At 69.1% G+C, this 16218-nt stretch carries 23 protein-coding genes; 10 read left to right on the forward strand and 13 right to left on the reverse strand.

Going from position 1 to position 16218, the window contains the following annotated elements; all coding sequences use genetic code 11:
• Positions 1-7: 7 nt before the first annotated feature.
• On the reverse strand, positions 8-418 hold the full coding sequence (locus tag DI276_RS19290) for a Mov34/MPN/PAD-1 family protein (protein WP_045310223.1): 411 nt from the start codon (positions 416-418) through the stop codon (positions 8-10).
• 110 nt (positions 419-528) lie between these two features.
• Here DI276_RS19290 and DI276_RS19295 point away from each other — a divergent pair, with 110 nt between their 5' ends.
• The 3 genes from DI276_RS19295 to DI276_RS19305 are packed head-to-tail and all read left to right on the forward strand — an operon-like array spanning position 529 to position 1794.
• Positions 529-891: an ArsR/SmtB family transcription factor gene (locus DI276_RS19295; RefSeq protein WP_112265300.1), complete on the forward strand. Its 363-nt coding sequence runs from the start codon at positions 529-531 to the stop codon at positions 889-891.
• Positions 872-1369, forward strand: a complete 498-nt coding sequence (locus DI276_RS19300; protein WP_198680752.1) for an SRPBCC family protein — start codon at positions 872-874, stop codon at positions 1367-1369. Before DI276_RS19295 ends, DI276_RS19300 begins: the two co-directional genes overlap by 20 nt.
• Positions 1369-1794: an SRPBCC family protein gene (locus DI276_RS19305; protein WP_157984805.1), complete on the forward strand. Its 426-nt coding sequence runs from the start codon at positions 1369-1371 to the stop codon at positions 1792-1794. The genes DI276_RS19300 and DI276_RS19305 overlap by 1 nt, the downstream gene beginning before the upstream one ends.
• On the opposite strand, the gene DI276_RS19310 is transcribed toward DI276_RS19305, so the two are convergent.
• Genes DI276_RS19310 through clpS form a run of 4 tightly spaced genes read right to left on the reverse strand, consistent with a single transcriptional unit; the run spans position 1772 to position 3803 of the window.
• Entirely contained in the window at positions 1772-2023 is a 252-nt protein-coding gene (locus DI276_RS19310) for a hypothetical protein (protein WP_112265306.1), read from the reverse strand. The two genes, DI276_RS19305 and DI276_RS19310, sit on opposite strands and share 23 nt — an antisense overlap.
• Positions 2024-2041: 18 nt before the next feature.
• Positions 2042-2953 (reverse strand): P1 family peptidase, encoded by a 912-nt coding sequence (locus DI276_RS19315; RefSeq protein WP_112265308.1) that lies wholly within the window; start codon positions 2951-2953, stop codon positions 2042-2044.
• Positions 2950-3507 carry a DUF2017 domain-containing protein gene (locus DI276_RS19320; protein ID WP_082114422.1) on the reverse strand — a complete coding sequence of 186 codons (558 nt, stop codon included), beginning with the start codon at positions 3505-3507 and terminating at the stop codon, positions 2950-2952. The genes DI276_RS19315 and DI276_RS19320 overlap by 4 nt, the downstream gene beginning before the upstream one ends.
• Complete coding sequence (clpS, locus tag DI276_RS19325; protein WP_045310228.1) at positions 3504-3803, reverse strand: ATP-dependent Clp protease adapter ClpS; 300 nt, start codon at positions 3801-3803, stop codon at positions 3504-3506. The genes DI276_RS19320 and clpS overlap by 4 nt, the downstream gene beginning before the upstream one ends.
• A gap of 79 nt (positions 3804-3882) precedes the next feature.
• Here clpS and DI276_RS19330 point away from each other — a divergent pair, with 79 nt between their 5' ends.
• Together DI276_RS19330 and DI276_RS19335 are read left to right on the forward strand one after the other, a co-directional pair.
• The gene (locus DI276_RS19330; RefSeq protein ID WP_112265310.1) at positions 3883-5172 is read left to right on the forward strand and encodes a nicotinate phosphoribosyltransferase; all 1290 of its coding nucleotides are present in this window, start codon (positions 3883-3885) and stop codon (positions 5170-5172) included.
• The gene (locus DI276_RS19335) at positions 5169-5708 is read left to right on the forward strand and encodes an isochorismatase family protein (RefSeq protein ID WP_112265312.1); all 540 of its coding nucleotides are present in this window, start codon (positions 5169-5171) and stop codon (positions 5706-5708) included. The genes DI276_RS19330 and DI276_RS19335 overlap by 4 nt, the downstream gene beginning before the upstream one ends.
• Here DI276_RS19335 and DI276_RS19340 read toward each other — a convergent pair.
• From DI276_RS19340 to DI276_RS19355, 4 genes are all read right to left on the reverse strand, one after another.
• A complete protein-coding gene (locus DI276_RS19340; protein ID WP_112265314.1) occupies positions 5705-6361 on the reverse strand; it encodes a hypothetical protein in 657 nt (218 codons plus the stop codon). The genes DI276_RS19335 and DI276_RS19340 overlap by 4 nt on opposite strands.
• A gap of 126 nt (positions 6362-6487) precedes the next feature.
• Positions 6488-7660, reverse strand: coding sequence for a non-hydrolyzing UDP-N-acetylglucosamine 2-epimerase (gene wecB, locus DI276_RS19345; protein ID WP_112265316.1), 1173 nt, complete (start codon positions 7658-7660; stop codon positions 6488-6490).
• Positions 7661-7726: 66 nt separating this feature from the next.
• A complete protein-coding gene (locus DI276_RS19350) occupies positions 7727-7915 on the reverse strand; it encodes an LPXTG cell wall anchor domain-containing protein (RefSeq protein ID WP_112265318.1) in 189 nt (62 codons plus the stop codon).
• A 12-nt stretch (positions 7916-7927) separates the two neighbouring features.
• Positions 7928-8692 (reverse strand): choice-of-anchor P family protein, encoded by a 765-nt coding sequence (locus tag DI276_RS19355; protein ID WP_112265320.1) that lies wholly within the window; start codon positions 8690-8692, stop codon positions 7928-7930.
• A 295-nt stretch (positions 8693-8987) separates the two neighbouring features.
• On the opposite strand from DI276_RS19355, the gene xrtP reads away from it, so the two are divergent.
• The 5 genes from xrtP (at position 8988) to DI276_RS19380 (ending at position 14406) form a co-directional block, all read left to right on the forward strand.
• Positions 8988-9506 (forward strand): exosortase P, encoded by a 519-nt coding sequence (gene xrtP, locus DI276_RS19360; RefSeq protein ID WP_408610561.1) that lies wholly within the window; start codon positions 8988-8990, stop codon positions 9504-9506.
• Between the two features lie 44 nt (positions 9507-9550).
• Complete coding sequence (locus DI276_RS19365; protein WP_112265746.1) at positions 9551-10873, forward strand: glycosyltransferase family 2 protein; 1323 nt, start codon at positions 9551-9553, stop codon at positions 10871-10873.
• An 88-nt stretch (positions 10874-10961) separates the two neighbouring features.
• Complete coding sequence (locus DI276_RS19370) at positions 10962-11534, forward strand: biotin transporter BioY (RefSeq protein WP_198680753.1); 573 nt, start codon at positions 10962-10964, stop codon at positions 11532-11534.
• A gap of 31 nt (positions 11535-11565) precedes the next feature.
• Positions 11566-12348: a TIGR04222 domain-containing membrane protein gene (locus tag DI276_RS19375; RefSeq protein ID WP_157984806.1), complete on the forward strand. Its 783-nt coding sequence runs from the start codon at positions 11566-11568 to the stop codon at positions 12346-12348.
• A 129-nt stretch (positions 12349-12477) separates the two neighbouring features.
• Entirely contained in the window at positions 12478-14406 is a 1929-nt protein-coding gene (locus tag DI276_RS19380; protein ID WP_112265748.1) for an ATP-dependent DNA helicase, read from the forward strand.
• Here the strand turns inward: DI276_RS19380 and DI276_RS19385 are convergent.
• From DI276_RS19385 to DI276_RS19400, 4 genes are read right to left on the reverse strand one after another with little or no spacing between them, the layout of a single operon-like run.
• Complete coding sequence (locus DI276_RS19385) at positions 14375-14971, reverse strand: VOC family protein (protein ID WP_112265328.1); 597 nt, start codon at positions 14969-14971, stop codon at positions 14375-14377. The two genes, DI276_RS19380 and DI276_RS19385, sit on opposite strands and share 32 nt — an antisense overlap.
• A gap of 48 nt (positions 14972-15019) precedes the next feature.
• Complete coding sequence (locus tag DI276_RS19390; protein WP_112265330.1) at positions 15020-15319, reverse strand: hypothetical protein; 300 nt, start codon at positions 15317-15319, stop codon at positions 15020-15022.
• Entirely contained in the window at positions 15316-15627 is a 312-nt protein-coding gene (locus tag DI276_RS19395) for a helix-turn-helix transcriptional regulator (protein WP_112265332.1), read from the reverse strand. Before DI276_RS19395 ends, DI276_RS19390 begins: the two co-directional genes overlap by 4 nt.
• A gap of 10 nt (positions 15628-15637) precedes the next feature.
• Complete coding sequence (locus tag DI276_RS19400) at positions 15638-16210, reverse strand: VOC family protein (RefSeq protein ID WP_112265334.1); 573 nt, start codon at positions 16208-16210, stop codon at positions 15638-15640.
• Positions 16211-16218 lie beyond the last annotated feature (8 nt).

Raw genomic sequence — 16218 nt, forward strand, 5'->3', positions numbered from 1 at the left:
ACGTAACTCAGGACTCGATGATCTTGACCGGTTCCTCGGTCACGACACCGTCGACGATGCGGTACGACCGCAGCTCGTACTCGATCGGATCACGCGTGGAGACCAGCACGTAGTGCGCCTGGGGCTCGTTCGCGAACTTGATGTCCGTGCGGGACGGGTAGGCCTCCGTCGCGGTGTGCGAGTGGTAGATGACCACCGCTTCCTCGTCGTTGGCCTGCATCTCGCGGTACACCTTGAGCTGCTCGGCGGCGTCGAACCGGTAGAACGTCGGCGACCGCTCCGCGTTCTCCATCTCGATGATGCGCTCAGGGCGGTCGGAGCCCTCGGGCCCCGCGATCTGCCCGCACGCCTCGTCGGGATGGTCGCGGCGCGCGTGGGCCACCATCGCGTCCACCAGGTCACGGCGAATCACCAGCACGTACTCAATCCTACGGGCTGACGAGAGTTGTCTCGGTATGCGAGATACCCGCCTCGAACAGCTTGTTTTAGCCCTGGCTAATATTAGTCGTAGCTACTACAGTGCCTGCTGTGCACGCGTTCGACGTACTCGGCGACCCGGTCCGCCGCAGGATCCTGGAGCTGCTCGCCACGGGTGAGCGGGCGGCCGGTGACGTCGGCGCCGCGGTGCAGGCCGAGTTCGGGATCACCCAGTCCGCCGTCTCGCAGCACCTCAAGGTGTTGCGGTCGAACGGGTTCGTCCAGGTCAGACCGGAGGGTGCCCGGCGGGTGTACGCGGTGGCGCCGGACCCGCTGCAGGAGATCGACGCGTGGCTCGACCACTTCCGGCGGTTCTGGGAACCGCACCTCGACGCGCTCGCGACCGAGTTGGCGCGCGGGAAGCGTGAGCGCCGGCTTCAGGAGGAGGCAGACCGTGACGGACCGCAGCTATGAGGACGGGAAGCTCGTCATCCGGCGGCACTACAAGGCGGACCGGGAGGACGTCTGGGACGCCATCACCTCGCCGGAACGCCTGGTCCGCTGGTTCCTGCCGATATCCGGCGACCTGCGGGAAGGCGGGCGCTACCAGCTGGAGGGCAACGCGGGCGGCGAGATCGTCCGCTGCGACCGGCCCAGCGAAATCGGCCTGACCTGGGAAATCGGTGAGATGAACACCGACGTGCTCGTGCGCCTCGAAGCGGACGGCGAGTCCACGATCCTCACGTTGACGCACTCCCCCATGCCCGGTGAGTTCGTCCCCGGCACCGGCGTCGGCTGGGAGCTCGGGCTCATCGCGCTGGAGAAGTACCTCGCCGACGAGCTGCCGGAGGGACGCGCCGTCGACTGGATCGCGGCATCGGCGCCGGAAGACCTGGCGGCGGCGCAGCAACTCGCAGAACAGATCGCCGGGGAATGGGTCGAGGAGCTCTGATGAGGTTCACCAAGGAAGTCGTGCTCGACAAGCCGATCGACCAGGTGCGGGTGCTCACGGCCGACCCGGCCCACCTGCACGAGTGGCAGCCGGACCTGGTCAGCATCACCCAGCACAGCGAGACGCCCGGCGTGGCCGGCTCCACGGCGACCCTCACCTACCGCAGGTTCAAGCTCGAAGAGACCGTCCTCGCCGCGACCGCCGACGAACGGACCTCCCGCTACGAAACGCGCGGAATGGTCCACACGATCACCAACCGCTACACGGCGCTCGCGGACGGACGCACCAAGCTGATGTGCGCCAACGAGATCGAGCTCTCAGGTCTGCTGAAGCTCGGCCGGAAGGTGCTCGAGAAGTCGTTGCGCGAGCAGGCTGAGCGCAACATCGACAACTTCAAGGCGTTCATCGACAACGCAGCGCTTTGACCAGGCACCACATGGCGGCGGCGAGTGCGCCGAGCCGGAGCACGCCGCCACGGCGTTCCTGCTCGGAGAGGGACGCCCACTCGGCGACTTCCACCGCCATCGCCGTGCTGGTGGCGCCGATCGCGACGCGCAGCAACGCGGTGTTGCGGCCGTGCAGCGGGTGGCGGCGGACTGGCGGGGGCACGAGCTCGGCGACGACACCGGCGGCCTGGTCGATCACATCGGTCATGCCCGGTGGGCTACCCACTCAGAGGTCGCGGAAAGCAGTCACGCCGTTCAACGTCGTCGCCTCGCGCGTGCCCGACACGATGGCCTCCGCGAACATCTCCGCGGCGGCCGCGCACAGGGCGTCCAACGCGAACGGACGTGGCTCCGCCAGTGGCACGGCACCCGTGGCCAGCGCGAACACCGTGTCGCCGTCGAACATCGAGTGGGCGGGCCGCACCGCGCGGGCAAGTCCGTCCTGCGCGGCCATCGCGAGCCGCTGACACTCCGCTTTGGACAGTGCCGCGTCCACCGCCACCACGCCGATCGTGGTGTTGAGGCCTTCCGGCTTGCGTTCGGGCAACGCGACGGCCGAGGTGCCCAGCGCCGACAACCACGGCAACCCCGTTGTGCGGTCGACGACTTCGCCGGCCGCGTTCACGACGGCCAACGCACCCACCTGGTGTGCACCGACCGAAGTCGAAGCGGTTCCGACGCCGCCCTTCAACGAACCGACCCGCGCGCCGGCACCCGCGCCGACGCAGCCAAGAGCGAACTCGGCAGACGCTGCTGCACAAGCTTCGTAACCGAACGACGAATCCGGTCGGTTGCCCCACGACGACATCGGCAGGTCGAAGATCACCGCACCCGGCACGATCGGCACCACGTGGTGCGGCTGAGCGCCCACCTGGAAACCGATCGACCGCTCCGACAGCCACCGCATCACGCCGTCCGCGGCCGCGAGCCCGTACGCCGAACCGCCGCTCAGGCAGATGGCGTGCACCTGCTGGACCAGGTTCGCCGGGTCCAGCAGGTCGGTCTCGCGCGTTCCTGGTGCACCACCACGGCCGTCAACAGCCCCGACCGCACCAGAAGGAACCAGCACGACGGTGGTCCCGGTCGCCCAGCCGGGCTCGATCCGGTGGTGATGGCCGACCAGCACGCCGGGAATCACGGCATCATCGCCTCGACCAGGGTGTCCTGCACCCAGGTGAGCCAGTGGTAGACGCCGAGGTGCGGCGATCTGGGGTCCTCCGGCGGCAGCTCGTCCGGCATGTCCTCGGTGACGTCCAGAGCCGTGCCCAGCGCGAGCCGCACGTCGTTCAACGACGCGAGCCAGGCCTCGGCCTCACCGATCGACAGCCTGATCTCACCGCCGTCGGGCGAGCAGGTCTGCAGCACGATCTCGGCCGCACCTGTCTTGTGGTCCAGAAGCTCCGGCTCGTGCAACGACCGCAGCGCCGCCGCCGAGTTGACCTCGTCGGGGTCCGGCGCGTCGTCGTCCAGCCGGTGGAAGTCGGGCAGAAGCCTGCCCAGAATGGGATCGTCGGGTGCTTCCGACGATCCTGTTCTGATGCCGGTCAGCTCGGCGAGCTCGTCCTGGGGCGCTTCTTCCGCGCGGGCCAGCAGCATGTCCTGGATCTGGCTGACCAGACCCCGTACGACTGCGGCCTCCTGGCGGTCCAGTCTCCCGATGACGACGTCGCCGTCGCGGATCCACCGCTTCACGAGGCCCGCTGCATGGTCGCCCAGAGCCCTGCCGCGTGGAGCTTCGCCACGTCGGCCTCCACCTTGTCCTTGGTGCCCGATGTCACGATCGCCTTGCCCTTGTGGTGCACGTCGAGCATCAGCTTGGTCGCCTTGTCCCTGCTGAACCCGAACAGCTTCTGGAACACGTACGTCACGTAGGACATGAGGTTGACCGGGTCGTTCCAGACCACGGTCTGCCACGGTCGGTCCTCGGCGGCGATCTCCTCGCCGACGGCCTCCGGCTGCGTCCGTTCCTGTTCGACGGGCGTGGTCATACCGCCAATGGTGTCATGTTCGCCGCAGTGGCGGAGACCGCATGCGGCTAAACCGGATGCGACCTTAGGGTTGGCGACCATGAACTCGACGGCGTTGCTGACCGACCACTACGAGCTGACCATGCTCGCGGCCGCGCTGCGTGACGGGACCGGTGACCGTCCGTGCGTGTTCGAGGTCTTCGCCCGCAGGCTTCCCGACGGCCGCCGCTACGGCGTGGTCGCGGGCGTCAACAGGCTGCTGGAGGCGATCGAGAACTTCCGCTTCGGCGAGGAGGAGATCGACCAGTTGCGCCGCAACGCCGTGGTCGACGACTCGACGCTGGCCTGGCTCGCGAACTACCGGTTCTCCGGTGAGATCGACGGTTATCCGGAGGGCGAGCTGTACTTCCCCGGTTCACCGATCCTCACGGTGCGCGCGTCGTTCGCCGAGGGCGTGGTGCTGGAGACGCTCGCGCTCTCGATCCTCAACCACGACAGCGCGATCGCGTCCGCCGCCGCCCGCATGGTGACCGCGGCGAACGGCCGACGCATGATCGAGATGGGCTCGCGCCGCACGCACGAGGAAGCCGCCGTGGCGTGTGCCCGTGCGTCTTACTTGGCGGGCTTCACCGCGACGTCGAACCTCGAAGCAGGCCGCCGCCACGGCATCCCGACGGCCGGCACGTGCGCGCACGCGTTCACATTGCTGCACGACAGTGAAGAAGAAGCCTTCCGCAGCCAGGTCGAGGCGCTGGGCGTCGGCACGACGTTGCTGGTCGACACCTACGACATCACCGAGGGCATCAAGACCGCCGTCGCGGTCGCGGGGCCCGATCTCGGTGCGATCCGGATCGACTCGGGTGATCTCGGCGTCATGGCCAGGCAGGCTCGCGACCTGCTCGACTCGCTGGGTGCCCGCAACACCCGGATCGTCGTGTCCAGCGACCTCGACGAGTACGCGATCGCCGCCCTGCGCGCCGAGCCCGTGGACGCGTACGGCGTGGGCACCTCGGTGGTGACCGGGTCCGGCGCGCCGACCGCGGGCATGGTCTACAAGCTGGTCGAGGTCGACGGCAAGCACGTCGAGAAGCGCAGCACGTCCAAGCAGTCGCGCGGCGGCTGGAAGAAGGCGTTGCGGCGGCACAAGGACACCGGCACGGCGCTGGAGGAGGTCGTGTTCCAGGCGTCCGCCGATCCCGGCCTCGGCCCGTACGACCGGCTCGTGCAGATCCCGCTGATGCGCGCTGGACAGATCTCGCCGGAGGTCCCCACGCTGGAGCAGAGCCGCGAACGGCTGCGCGCGGCACTGGTGAGCGTGCCGTGGGAAGGCCTCAAGCTCTCGCGCGGTGAGCCCGCGATCCCGACGGTCTACCTGGAGGAGTCCCGATGACCAAGGCCCTGATCGTCGTCGACGTGCAGAACGACTTCTGCGAGGGCGGCTCGCTGGCCGTCTCCGGTGGAGCGGCCGTCGCGGCAGCCATCTCCCAGCACATCGCTTCGTCGTCGTACGACCACGTCGTGGCGACGCGGGACTACCACGTGGATCCGGGTGCGCACTTCGCGGAGACGCCGGACTACGTGGACACCTGGCCCGCGCACTGCGTGGCCGGGACGCCCGGTGCGTCGTTCCACCCGGAGCTGGACGTCTCCGCGGTGGAGCAGGTCTTCTCGAAGGGCCGGTTCGCCGCCGCCTACTCGGGTTTCGAGGCGGAGAACGACCTCGCGGGGTGGTTGACGGACCGGGGCGTGACCGATGTGGACGTCGTCGGCATCGCGACCGACCACTGCGTCCGCGCCACCGCCCTGGACGCGCAACGCAACGGCTTCCGCACCACGGTGCTGGTCGAGTTGACTGCGGCCGTTGCGCAGAACACCCGCGACGCCGCCCTGTCCGAGCTGCGCGCCGCGGGTGTCGGTGTTGCTTAAGGCGTTGGCGTGCAGGCCGTGGTGCCGACGGTGATGCTGCCCGTGTAGCCGGACGACGGTTCGAAGGTGATCTTCAGCAGCGTCATGCTGATGCTGCCGTCGTTCGGCACCGGGAACACGGTGTCGGTGAACTTGGCCTTGGCGAGCACGGTTCCGGTGCTGGCCTTGACCTCGTGCACGTAGCCGGACGGGATCTGCTGCGGCAGCCCGGTCCAGCCGGACATCCCCTTGAGCTCCCAGCCGGCCGCGGTGCCGGCGTCGGTGGCCTCGCAGGTGATCTTCCACTCGCCGATCTTGAGCCGCGGGCCCTTCGCGGCGACGAGCGCGGACAGCTCGAACGCCTTGCCGACGGCCACCGACCTGGTCTTGGTGATGAACTCATCCGGGTTCACGACCTCGGTCGTGCAGGTGGAGCTGGTCTCACCGATCTTCAGCCCGCTCTTGCTCACCGCGGGGCTGCTGCCGGTGACGGTGCCCGCCTGCTCGGGGTTGACGTTGCACACCGCGAGCGGCTCGACCTTGAACGTCTGGTCCGCCTTGGCGAAGTCGGCCGAACCGGAGGACGCGGTGCCGGGTGGGTTGCTGGCGAGTGCGGGGGCCGCGGTCGCCAACGTCAACGCGACCACCGCCCCTGCGACCAAATTCTTGCGCACTGTTGCCTTCTCCCCTATGGCTCGAATTCCCACCGCCCGATAATGGTTGTGCGGCGTGATGCTGATAACGGATCCGCACTCACGTCACCCATTCGTGAATTCGCGATTACCCGACCGGGTGACAAGTCAGTGCACGCCCACGAGCGTGGCGAACGGCTCCCGGCGCGGTAAAGCAGTCGGCAGTCCCGCCAACCTCTCCAGCGCGAAGCACACCCGGACCGCGGCACGCCCGTCGCCGAACGGGTTGCGCCCCAGCGGAAGCCGCAGCCGGGAGCCGAGCACCCAGCCCGCTTCGGCGAGGATGCGGGTGGTGTCCGTGCCGACGAGCCAGGCGCACCCGGCGTCGACGGCGAGCATGCGTTCGGTGGTCTCCCGCAGCACCAGCACCGGCACGCCGAACGTGGGCGCTTCCTCCTGGATGCCACCGGAGTCGGTCAGGACCAGGGCCGCGCGGCGCAGCACCCGCACGAGGTCCGGGTAGTCCAACGGATCGGTGATGACGACTCGCTCGTGACCGCCGAGCAGTGACACGACCTGTTCGCGCACACCGGGGTTCGGATGCGCGGGGATCAGCACGTGCACGTCGGGGTGGCGGTCGGCGATCGAGCGCACGGCGTTCAGCACGCGCATCAGCGGACGGCCCCACGACTCGCGGCGGTGCACCGTGAGGAGCACGAGCCGGCCACCGGTTGCGTCCAGAGTGCGTTCCAGCGCAACCAGATCCGGGCTGGAGGCGGGAAGGTCCGCCGACGCCACGCGCTGCACGGCGTCGACGACGGTGTTGCCGGTGACGACGATGTGGCTGTCCGGCAGGGACTCCGTGTTCAACGCGTTGGCGGCGTCGTCGGTCGGCGCGAGGTGCAGCGAGGTGATGCGGGAGATCATCTGCCGGTTCCCCTCCTCGGGGAACGGACCGTAGAGGTCGCCGGTGCGCAGACCGGCTTCGAGGTGTGCCACGGGAATGCCGCGCCAGAACGACGCCAGCGCCGCGGCCAGCGTCGTCGTCGTGTCGCCCTGCACGAGGGTGACCGCGGGGTCGCGTTCCTCGAGCACGGCGTCGAACTCGGGCAGCAGCCGGGAGACCAGCTCGGCCTGGGTGCCGTTGACCCTGGGCACGTCCAGCCGCACATCGGGCACCAGGTCGAACGCGCCCAGCGCCTGCTCGACCATGCCGGAGTGCTGTCCGCTGTGGACGATCGTGGGGCGGAGGCCGGGGTGCCCCCGCAACGCGATGGCGACCGGGGCGATCTTCACGGCTTCTGGCCGCGTACCGGCCACCAGCAGAACTTCTTTGCTCACCGTTGTCCTCTCTCGGGGAGACCGGGAGGCCCGCCTGGGACCGGGGGCAACCCCAGGCGGGCTCTGTCAGCCGGCTCGGTTTCTGGCCTTCGCGGTGGCCGGGACGCGCTTGCGGCGCGTGCTGTGCAGGAGAAATGCGCCCACGAGCAGGAGGACGATTCCCGCGACGATCCACCACGTCACGTTCGCGCCGGTGACCGCGAGGGCTCCGACACCCGTGCCGACACCGATGCCGGTACCGGGGACCTTGTACATCTGCCGCTCCTCTTAGGCCGCGTTGAGCGACGCGCGGCGGCGCAGCGCCACGAAGGCGACCGGAGCGGCGACGACACCGAGCAGGCCGAGGCCGATCCACAGGCCCGCACCCGACGCCATCGGGATGGGCAGGCCGGCGGGACCGCAGGTGGCGGACGAGATGATCACGTCGCCGGTGCCGATGGAGCCGAGCTTGCCCTGCAGCAGCTTGATGTGAATCGCGTTCACGGTGAGGCTGCCGTCGTTGTTCTTGATCTGCTCGTTGAAGATCACCTCAGCGATCTTGATGCCGGCCAGCTGCACGTCGAGAACCGTGTTGGCCGCTGGATCGGCGTTGACCTGGCCGAGCTTGCCGAGGTTGACGCCCGCGAGCTTGGACTTGCCGGCCAGACCCTTCTGGGTCGCCGTGCACTCCGCCTCGACCAGCTCGGCGGAGATCTTGCCGGTGACCTTGGACAGCAGGTCGACCCGCACGTCCGCGGTGCTCGCCCGCGAGTACACGCCACCGGACTTCTCGTCCCGCGACGCGGAGGCGTTGATGAGACCGGTCTTCAAGATCCCGGGCAGATCAACACCGGCGAACGTGTTCTGCGTCGGCCCGTTCGCGTTGGCGGCGGCGAACGGTTCGGCGTTGACCGCCGGGTTGCCGAGCAGCGTCACGTTGAGCTTCGCACCGTATGCCGAGGCGTCCCCCGGAGCGGCCGAAGCAGGTGCGGCACCGACCAGGAGTGCGGCAATCGCGATGACTCCTGCCAGTCCCGTCATTCGGACACGCATGAAACTCCTTCCCTTGGTTCCTCCGACCCCAGGGCACGTTGGAACCAATCTGGTTCACGCTTTCCGGGGGCAATTACCGGCATCGGCTTTCTTTCGAGGGAACTGAGGGTTACTCCCCGTATCGAGCGACACGACCACTCGACTCGCCCAATCAGCGCCACTCATCGTGGGTTTTTTGATCAATTTCCGGTTACGGCGTCACTCGATCCGGGGATGAGGGCTGACGTTCCGTCTACCGATGGAACGTCAGGTAGCCCGTCTGGGCGCTCCCTCAATCGGTGGAAAGGATCCTCGGGTGACGCTTGCCGTGCGCCGCACCGCATTCCCGAGCCGGGTGACGGTGGTCGTCCTGCTCACCCTCGCCGCAGGACTCGTGCTCGCACACCGCCTGTACCGCACGGCGGAGATCTCGCTGTCCGGCGCGATCCTCAGCCTCATCAGCTCGTACGGCGTGGACGTGATCCCCGAGCGACAGACCGTCTACTTCGGACTGGGCTCGGACACCCCGCTGGGCCTGCGGATGACGCCGGAGTGCACGTCCGCCTTCCTGGTGTTGCCGCTGATCGTCGTGGGTGCCGTGATGATCGCGTTGCGGCCGCGGATCCAGGCTCGCGTGCTGATGGCGCTGGGCATCGCGGCGCTGGCGGTCGTGATCGTGAACCAGTTCCGCGTGCTGACGCTGGTGGGCCTGGTGGACTGGCTGGGCGTCGACACCGGCTACTACTGGGGCCACACGCTGCTCGGCTCGATGGTGAGCGTGTTCGGTGGCGCGGCGGCGTTGGTCGCGTTCGTCTGGCTGGCCACCCGGAAGTGAGCTTCGACCTCGTCCTCGGGTTCACGCAGGCGCTCGCTCTGACGATGAGCGTCGCCTTCGTGACGTACGTGTTCGTGATCGTGGTGCCGTACCTGCGGCGCAAACCGGCACCGCTGGGCGAGCCTTCGTCGTTGGAGTGGCACTTCTTCGTGCCGTGCCGCGACGAAGAGGCGGTCATCGGCGACACGATTCGGTATCTGCGGGGCACTTTCCCCATCGCGCACGTGTGGGTCATCGACGACGACTCCGACGACCACACCGCCGGCGTCGTGCGGATGTTGAAGCGCAACGGCGGTGTGCGGGACACACACATCCACCTCGTGCAGCGCCAACGTCCGTACGCCCGCACCGGCAAGGGCAACGCGCTGAACGACGCCTACCGCACGTTGAAGATGTGGATGGGCCGGCGCGCAGACGCCGACCGCGCGATCGTCGTGGTGGTGGACGCGGACGGCCGGCCGGCGCCGAACTGCCTGGAAGTCTGTGCGGCTGCGCATCTTTTCGGCAACCCGCGCATCGGTGCCGTGCAGGTCGACGTGCGGATGATCAACGCCGGCCAGCGCCAGCCCGGCGTGTCCCGGTGGCAGCGTGCGTTCGGAGCCGGACTCGTGCGGATGCAGGACCTGGAGTTCCGCACGGCCATCGCGGCGATCCAGCTCTCGCGCGGCGCCACCGGCACGATCTCCATGGGCGGCAACGGCCAGTTCACCCGACTGTCCGCTTTGGACTCCATCGCCGGGCCGACCGGCAGCCCGTGGCGCGGCTCGTTGCTGGAGGACTTCGAGCTCGGCGTGCACCTGCTGACCGCGGGCTGGCACACCGGGTTCACGTTGGACACGCACGTGAACCAGGAGGCGCTGTACTCGTTGCGCCGGTTCCTGGCGCAACGCACCCGTTGGGGCCAGGGCACCATGCAGTGCATGCGTTATCTGCGGCGCATCTGGGACTCCGAGCACCTCACGACTCTCGGTGCCGCAGAGATGATGTACTACCTCGCGCAACCGTGGATGCAGCTGCTGGGCACGGTGATCTACCCGATTCCGATGGCTCTGCTGGCGTACCGGTTCGTGGTGTCGCCGGCCGAGGTCGTGGCGTGGTTCAACGATGGCGCGTGGATCCTCTTCACCGTGTACGGCGCGTTCGGACTGTTGCCGTTCATCTTGTGGGGACCGGTGTACCGCGCGCGTTGCGTGCCCGTGAGCTTCTGGAAGTCCATTGCGTACGGGCTCGGCTACGCGCTGTACATCTACACCTTCTACATCACGTCGTGGCGCGCGCTGATCCGCTTGGTACGCGGGCACAACGGCTGGACGAAGACCCGCCGCAACACCGAACGCGTGGCGGGCAAGGTCGCGGTGGATGTGTAACCCGTCACTTTGTGGAGATCCGACAAAGACGTTCTCGAGTTTCCCTGGTTAACCTCAGCTTCTCCGCCATTGCTGCCAGGGAGGGAACGTGACTCTCGCACTCGCGCCTCGTCGCACCGTGCTCGCCGACTTCGTGCCGGGCGCGGTGGTCCGCGACCTGACCCTGGTGGTCGCCGGCGCCGCCTTCACCGGCCTCGCCGCCCAGGTGGCCCTGCCGATCCCGGGCAGCCCGGTGCCGTTGACCGGCCAGACCTTCGCCGCTCTGCTGGTGGGTGCCACGCTCGGGTGGCAGCGCGGCGCGACCTCGATGCTCCTGTACTTGATCGCGGGCGTCGCCGGCGTGCCGTGGTTCCAGGGCGGTACGTCGGGTGCGCCGGCGTCCCTCGGCTACATCGTGGGCTTCGTGTTCGCTGGCGCCCTTGTCGGCGCGTTGGCCGGCCGTGGTGGTGACCGCACGCCGTTGCGCGTTGTCGGCACGATGGCGCTGGGCAACCTGGCGATCTACGCCGTCGGTGTGCCGTGGCTGACGGCGGTGACCGGGATGTCGCTGTCGAAGGCGGTCGCCGTCGGTGTGCTGCCGTTCCTGCTCGGCGACGCGCTGAAGATCGCACTGGCGGCCGGTGTGCTGCCGGGAGCCTGGGCGCTCGTCCGGCGCCGGTAACGACGTGCGGTCCGCGGCCGAGAAAGTCCGCGTGACGACGCATACCCCGGAAGAGCTGGGCTGCCTGGCCGGCGGCCCCGGCCGTGCCGCCGAGGTCGCCCTGGCCCGGCTGCTGCAGGCCGGCCTGGTCCGGATCTCCCGTGACGGCGTGGTGACCGCCGTCCACCAGAACCCCGGCCGGGTGACTCCGCTGGAAGCCCACGTCCTGCAGGGGTTGCGGGGCCGCCGGTACCTGGACGAGGTGCTGCGCGACGCCGCGGTCTCGGCCGAGGCCGAGGGGCTGCGGTCGCACCTGGCCGGCCGCGGCTTGTTGCGGCGGCGGCGCTCGTTGCGGCCCCGGCTCTACCCGTGGCTGTTCACGCTGGGCATCGGTCTCGTCCTGTTCGGGTTCGTCGATCTCGTCTTCCCGGACATCACCGAGTCGCTGGCGGACTTCGTGCCGCGGCTCGCCGAGATCCCGCGCTGGGTCTTCTTCGCGGCCGGGGTTCTGGTGATCGTCTGGGCCTCGGTGCTGGGTGCGCGCGACCCCGGCCGGTTGCGGACCAGAACCGGATACCGGCTGGTGAACCGGGCCGAGCGGCGCGTCTCGCCGCAGGACCCGCTGGGCGCGGTGGCGTTGCGCGGGCTGCGCGGGAAGATCGGCGGGCTCGCGGTCGCCGGGATGTTCGGCCTCACGCCCGTGATGGTCGGGATGCTGCCCGCCCGGGACACCTCGTCCGGCAGCAGCTGCGGAAGTGGCTGTTCGTCCGGCAGCGGGTGCTCGTCCGGTGGCGACAGCGGTGGCGGCGGCTGCGGTGGCGGAGGCGGTGACTGAGCGGGTCGCACCGGAGTGTCGGACCCGCCGGGTACGGTCTGTCTCGTGCCTGAAGTTCCCCCCACGCTGAGCCTGCTCGAGACCGCCGTCCACGCCGTCGGTGGTGCGGAGCGCCCTGGCCAGGTGGAGATGGCCGAGGCCGTCGACCACTCGATCCGGACGGGCGAGCATCTCGCCGTGCAGGCGGGGACGGGCACGGGCAAGTCACTGGCGTACCTGGTGCCGTCGATCAGGCACGCCGTGGCCGAGGCCGAGACGGTGGTGGTCTCCACGGCCACGATCGCCCTGCAACGGCAGCTGGTCGACCGGGATCTGCCGCGGCTCGCCAAGGCGTTGAAGAAGGAGCTGGGCAGGGAGCCCACGTTCGCGATCCTCAAGGGCCGCAGGAACTACCTGTGCATGCACCGCGTGCACAACGGCGCGCCCGACGAGCCGGACGAGGCCGCGCTGTTCGACCCGTTCGCGGTGTCGAAGCTCGGGCGCGAGGTGAAGCGGCTGCACGAGTGGTCGTCGGACACCGAGACCGGCGACCGCGACGAGCTGGTGCCCGGCGTGAGCGAGCAGGCGTGGCGGCAGGTGTCGGTCACGGCGCGCGAGTGCCTGGGCGTGTCGAAGTGCCCGATCGGGGCCGACTGCTTCGCGGAACGGGCGCGGGCGCAGGCGGGCAAGGCCGACGTGGTGGTCACGAACCACGCGATGCTCGCCATCGACGCGTTGGAGGGCTACCAGGTCCTGCCGGACCACGACGTGGTGGTGATCGACGAGGCGCACGACCTCGTCGACCGCGTCACGTCGGTGGCGACGGAGGAGCTGAGCGGGGCGTCCGTGGCACTGGCCGCGCGCAGGTGCGGCCGGCTGATCGACCAGGACATCGCGGACCGGCTCGCCGAGGCGAGCGACGGGCTGGCGATGATCCTCGAGGACATGCCGTCCGGCCGACTCGACGCGCTGCCCCGCGCGTTGGCCGGGGCACTGGCGGCCACCCGCGACGCGGCGCACAACTGCGTGTCGGCGATGGGGCCGGAGCGCAAGGAGGACCCGGACGGGGCGACGGCGCGCAAGCTCGCGCTGGCGTTGCTCGAAGAGGTGCACGACTGCGCGGTGCGGATCCTCGAGGCGTTCGGCGAGGAACACGATGTCGTGTGGGTGTCCGGCGACTTCAACCAGAAGGCGCCCGTGCTGCGCGTCGCACCGCTCGGCGTCGGCGGGCTGTTGCGCGAGCGGCTGTTCGCCAAGCGCACCACGGTTCTCACGTCCGCGACGCTCACGTTGGGCGGCGCGTTCGACACGATGGCGCGGCAGTGGGGCCTGCCGCCGTCGGAGAAGGTCCGCAAGATCGAGGGCGCGGCCACCGACAAGGAGATCAAGGACGTCGAGGGGCCGAAGTGGACGGGGCTCGACGTCGGCTCGCCGTTCCAGCACGGGTCGAGCGGAATCCTCTACGTGGCAAGGCATCTGCCGCAGCCGGGCCGTGACGGCCTGCCGCCGGAGTACCTCGACGAGATCGAGGGCCTGGTGAACGCGGCCGGCGGCAGGGCACTCGGGCTGTTCTCGTCCACGCGGGCGGCCAAGGCGGCCACGGAAGCGTTGCGCGACAAGCTGGAACACCCGATCCTCTGCCAGGGCGAGGACGCGACGGGCCTGCTGGTCAAGAAGTTCGCCGAGGACGAGCGCACGTGCCTGTTCGGCACGTTGTCGCTGTGGCAGGGCGTCGACGTGCCCGGCCCGTCGCTGCAGCTCGTGATCATGGACCGCATCCCGTTCCCGCGCCCGGACGACCCGCTGGCCTCGGCCCGCCAGAAGGCCATCAACTCGCGCGGCGGCAACGGCTTCCTGACCGTCGCCGCCACGCACGCCGCCCTGCTGCTGGCCCAGGGCGCCGGCCGGTTGCTGCGCTCGATGTCGGACAAGGGCGTGGTGGCCATCCTCGACCCGAGGCTGGCCACGGCCCGCTACGGCGGCTTCCTGCGCGCCTCACTCCCCCCGTTCTGGACGACCTACGACTCGGAAGTGGTGCGCGCCGCCCTCAAACGACTGGACGCGGCCCAGACCCCGTGATCCGCTCGACGAGCTCGTCCCGGTACTGCTGAGCCTCTTCGAAGCCCGGGTCAGTCGCGTCGGCTCGTTTCAACGCGCCTTCAAGGATCTTCAACGCCTGACGCTCGTCCCCGCGCGCGTCGGCCTGCCGCGCGGCGTTCTCCATGGCCTTGGCGAGCTTGGTCGTCGCCTCGGGTTCCTGGGCGGCCTTGTTGATCCGGATCCAGTTGCCACCGGGATCGACCACGCTGAACCCGGTGTACCTGTCGTTGCGCAGCCGCGGCCGGGTCATCCGCGGAATGCCGGAGATGAGCACCTTCCCGTGCTTCTGCCGCATGCCTTCGGCGAAGGCTTCGTACAACGGCCCGGTGTCCTCCACGATCACCAGGCACGTGCCGTACGACTGCTCGGGATCGAAGCCGTCCATCCCGAAGAAGTGCAGGTTGATGTCTTCCCGCTTGAGCGCGACGTGCGGGTTCGGCCGCGTCTGCCGATAGGTGATCTCGAAGCCGAGCATCTCGTAGAACGACGCGATCTCGTCGCTGTCGGGACAGGGCAAGAGGGGAATCGTCAGTTCGTTCGCCACCGCCCGAAGCTAAGCCCGAAACCGTCAAAACGACACGGAGCTATTTGCTCAAGCGAACAGCATCGCCGCCCCGCCGAGCAACAACAAAGCTGACACCACCGCAATCGCGAGCACCCGCCCACGCGGCGTCTGCGCGTGCTTCAACGCGATGCCCAACGGACCAATCCCAGCCACAGCAACCCCTTTCGACGGCATGACCACAACAGCGCGCAACGCCCCGAACGCAACCCTCAACGGCGACATGCCGAGCTCGCGCGCCCCAACAACATCCGCTTCCCACTGCTCGCGATAGCGGTCGTCGTTGATGACCGCCGCAGCGAACCGCACCAACAACAACGCGGCTCTCATTGCGCCGTCCTCGGGACAGGTCGCACTTGTGGCGCCGCCGCGGCTTTCGCGACCACCCGGCGAGCCTCCTGCGCCCCCTCGGGTGTCAGCCGGTACATCCGCCGCCGCGGCCCGCGCCGTTCCGCGTCGTCATCCCAGGTCGACGTGACCCAGCCGGCCCGCTCCAGCCGGTCCAGCAGCGGGTAGACGCTGCCCGATGGCCGGCCGGTCAGCTTGATGATCTCCAGGCCCCAGCGCGGCTCGTCGGTGCCGAGCAGCACCTCGAGCACGTCGACGGTGGCCTTGCCGATGCGTTGCAGTGGCTCCACGCCACCAATACTACCTATGTAGATTAAGCCGTTCAAGCAGTTCGTCGCGGAACTCCAACGCCTCAGCCCGTTCGTCCTCCGAGGCATGCGTCTCCCGCACCAACGCCCCTTCGAGGATCTTCAACGCCTGCCGCTCAGCCCCGTGCGACCCGGCCAGCGTCACCGCGTTGCGCAACGCCCGCGTCAGCCCGTTCCGCGCCGGCTCCCGCTCCCGCACCGCAGGCACCACCCGGATCCAGTTGCCGCCGGGGTCGACGAAGAGGAACCCGTCCCGCCGTGGCCGGGTCATCCGCGGAATGCCGGTGACCAGCACCTGCCCGTACACCGCGCGCATGCCGACGGCGAACGCCTCGTACAGCTCCCGCGGGTCCTCGACCTGGATCAGGCACGAGCTGTACGACCGCTCGACCTCGTAGCCGGGGATGCCGAAGAAGTGGAGGTTGATCTCCTCGCGCCGCACCGAGAGGTACGCGTTCGGCCGGTACTGCCGATACGTGACCGTGAACCCGAGCATCACGTAGAACTCGGCCACCTCGTCGATGGAGGCGCACGGCAACAGCGGGATCGTCACCTCGTTGGCCACGTCGCCAA

It is taken from the genome of Lentzea terrae (assembly GCF_003265345.1).
Classification (GTDB): Bacteria; Actinomycetota; Actinomycetes; order Mycobacteriales; family Pseudonocardiaceae; genus Lentzea; species Lentzea terrae.

What these genes read in the sequence shown, in the direction of transcription:
- DI276_RS19305 (WP_157984805.1), top strand. Translation starts at nt 1,369, where the DNA reads ATGAGGTTCACCAAGGAAGTCGTGCTCGACAAGCCGATCGACCAGGTG.
- DI276_RS19310 (WP_112265306.1), bottom strand. Translation starts at nt 2,023, where the DNA reads ATGACCGATGTGATCGACCAGGCCGCCGGTGTCGTCGCCGAGCTCGTG.
- clpS (WP_045310228.1), bottom strand. Translation starts at nt 3,803, where the DNA reads ATGACCACGCCCGTCGAACAGGAACGGACGCAGCCGGAGGCCGTCGGC.
- DI276_RS19330 (WP_112265310.1), top strand. Translation starts at nt 3,883, where the DNA reads ATGAACTCGACGGCGTTGCTGACCGACCACTACGAGCTGACCATGCTC.
- DI276_RS19335 (WP_112265312.1), top strand. Translation starts at nt 5,169, where the DNA reads ATGACCAAGGCCCTGATCGTCGTCGACGTGCAGAACGACTTCTGCGAG.
- DI276_RS19350 (WP_112265318.1), bottom strand. Translation starts at nt 7,915, where the DNA reads ATGTACAAGGTCCCCGGTACCGGCATCGGTGTCGGCACGGGTGTCGGA.
- DI276_RS19355 (WP_112265320.1), bottom strand. Translation starts at nt 8,692, where the DNA reads ATGCGTGTCCGAATGACGGGACTGGCAGGAGTCATCGCGATTGCCGCA.
- DI276_RS19365 (WP_112265746.1), top strand. Translation starts at nt 9,551, where the DNA reads ATGAGCGTCGCCTTCGTGACGTACGTGTTCGTGATCGTGGTGCCGTAC.
- DI276_RS19380 (WP_112265748.1), top strand. Translation starts at nt 12,478, where the DNA reads ATGGCCGAGGCCGTCGACCACTCGATCCGGACGGGCGAGCATCTCGCC.
- DI276_RS19390 (WP_112265330.1), bottom strand. Translation starts at nt 15,319, where the DNA reads ATGAGAGCCGCGTTGTTGTTGGTGCGGTTCGCTGCGGCGGTCATCAAC.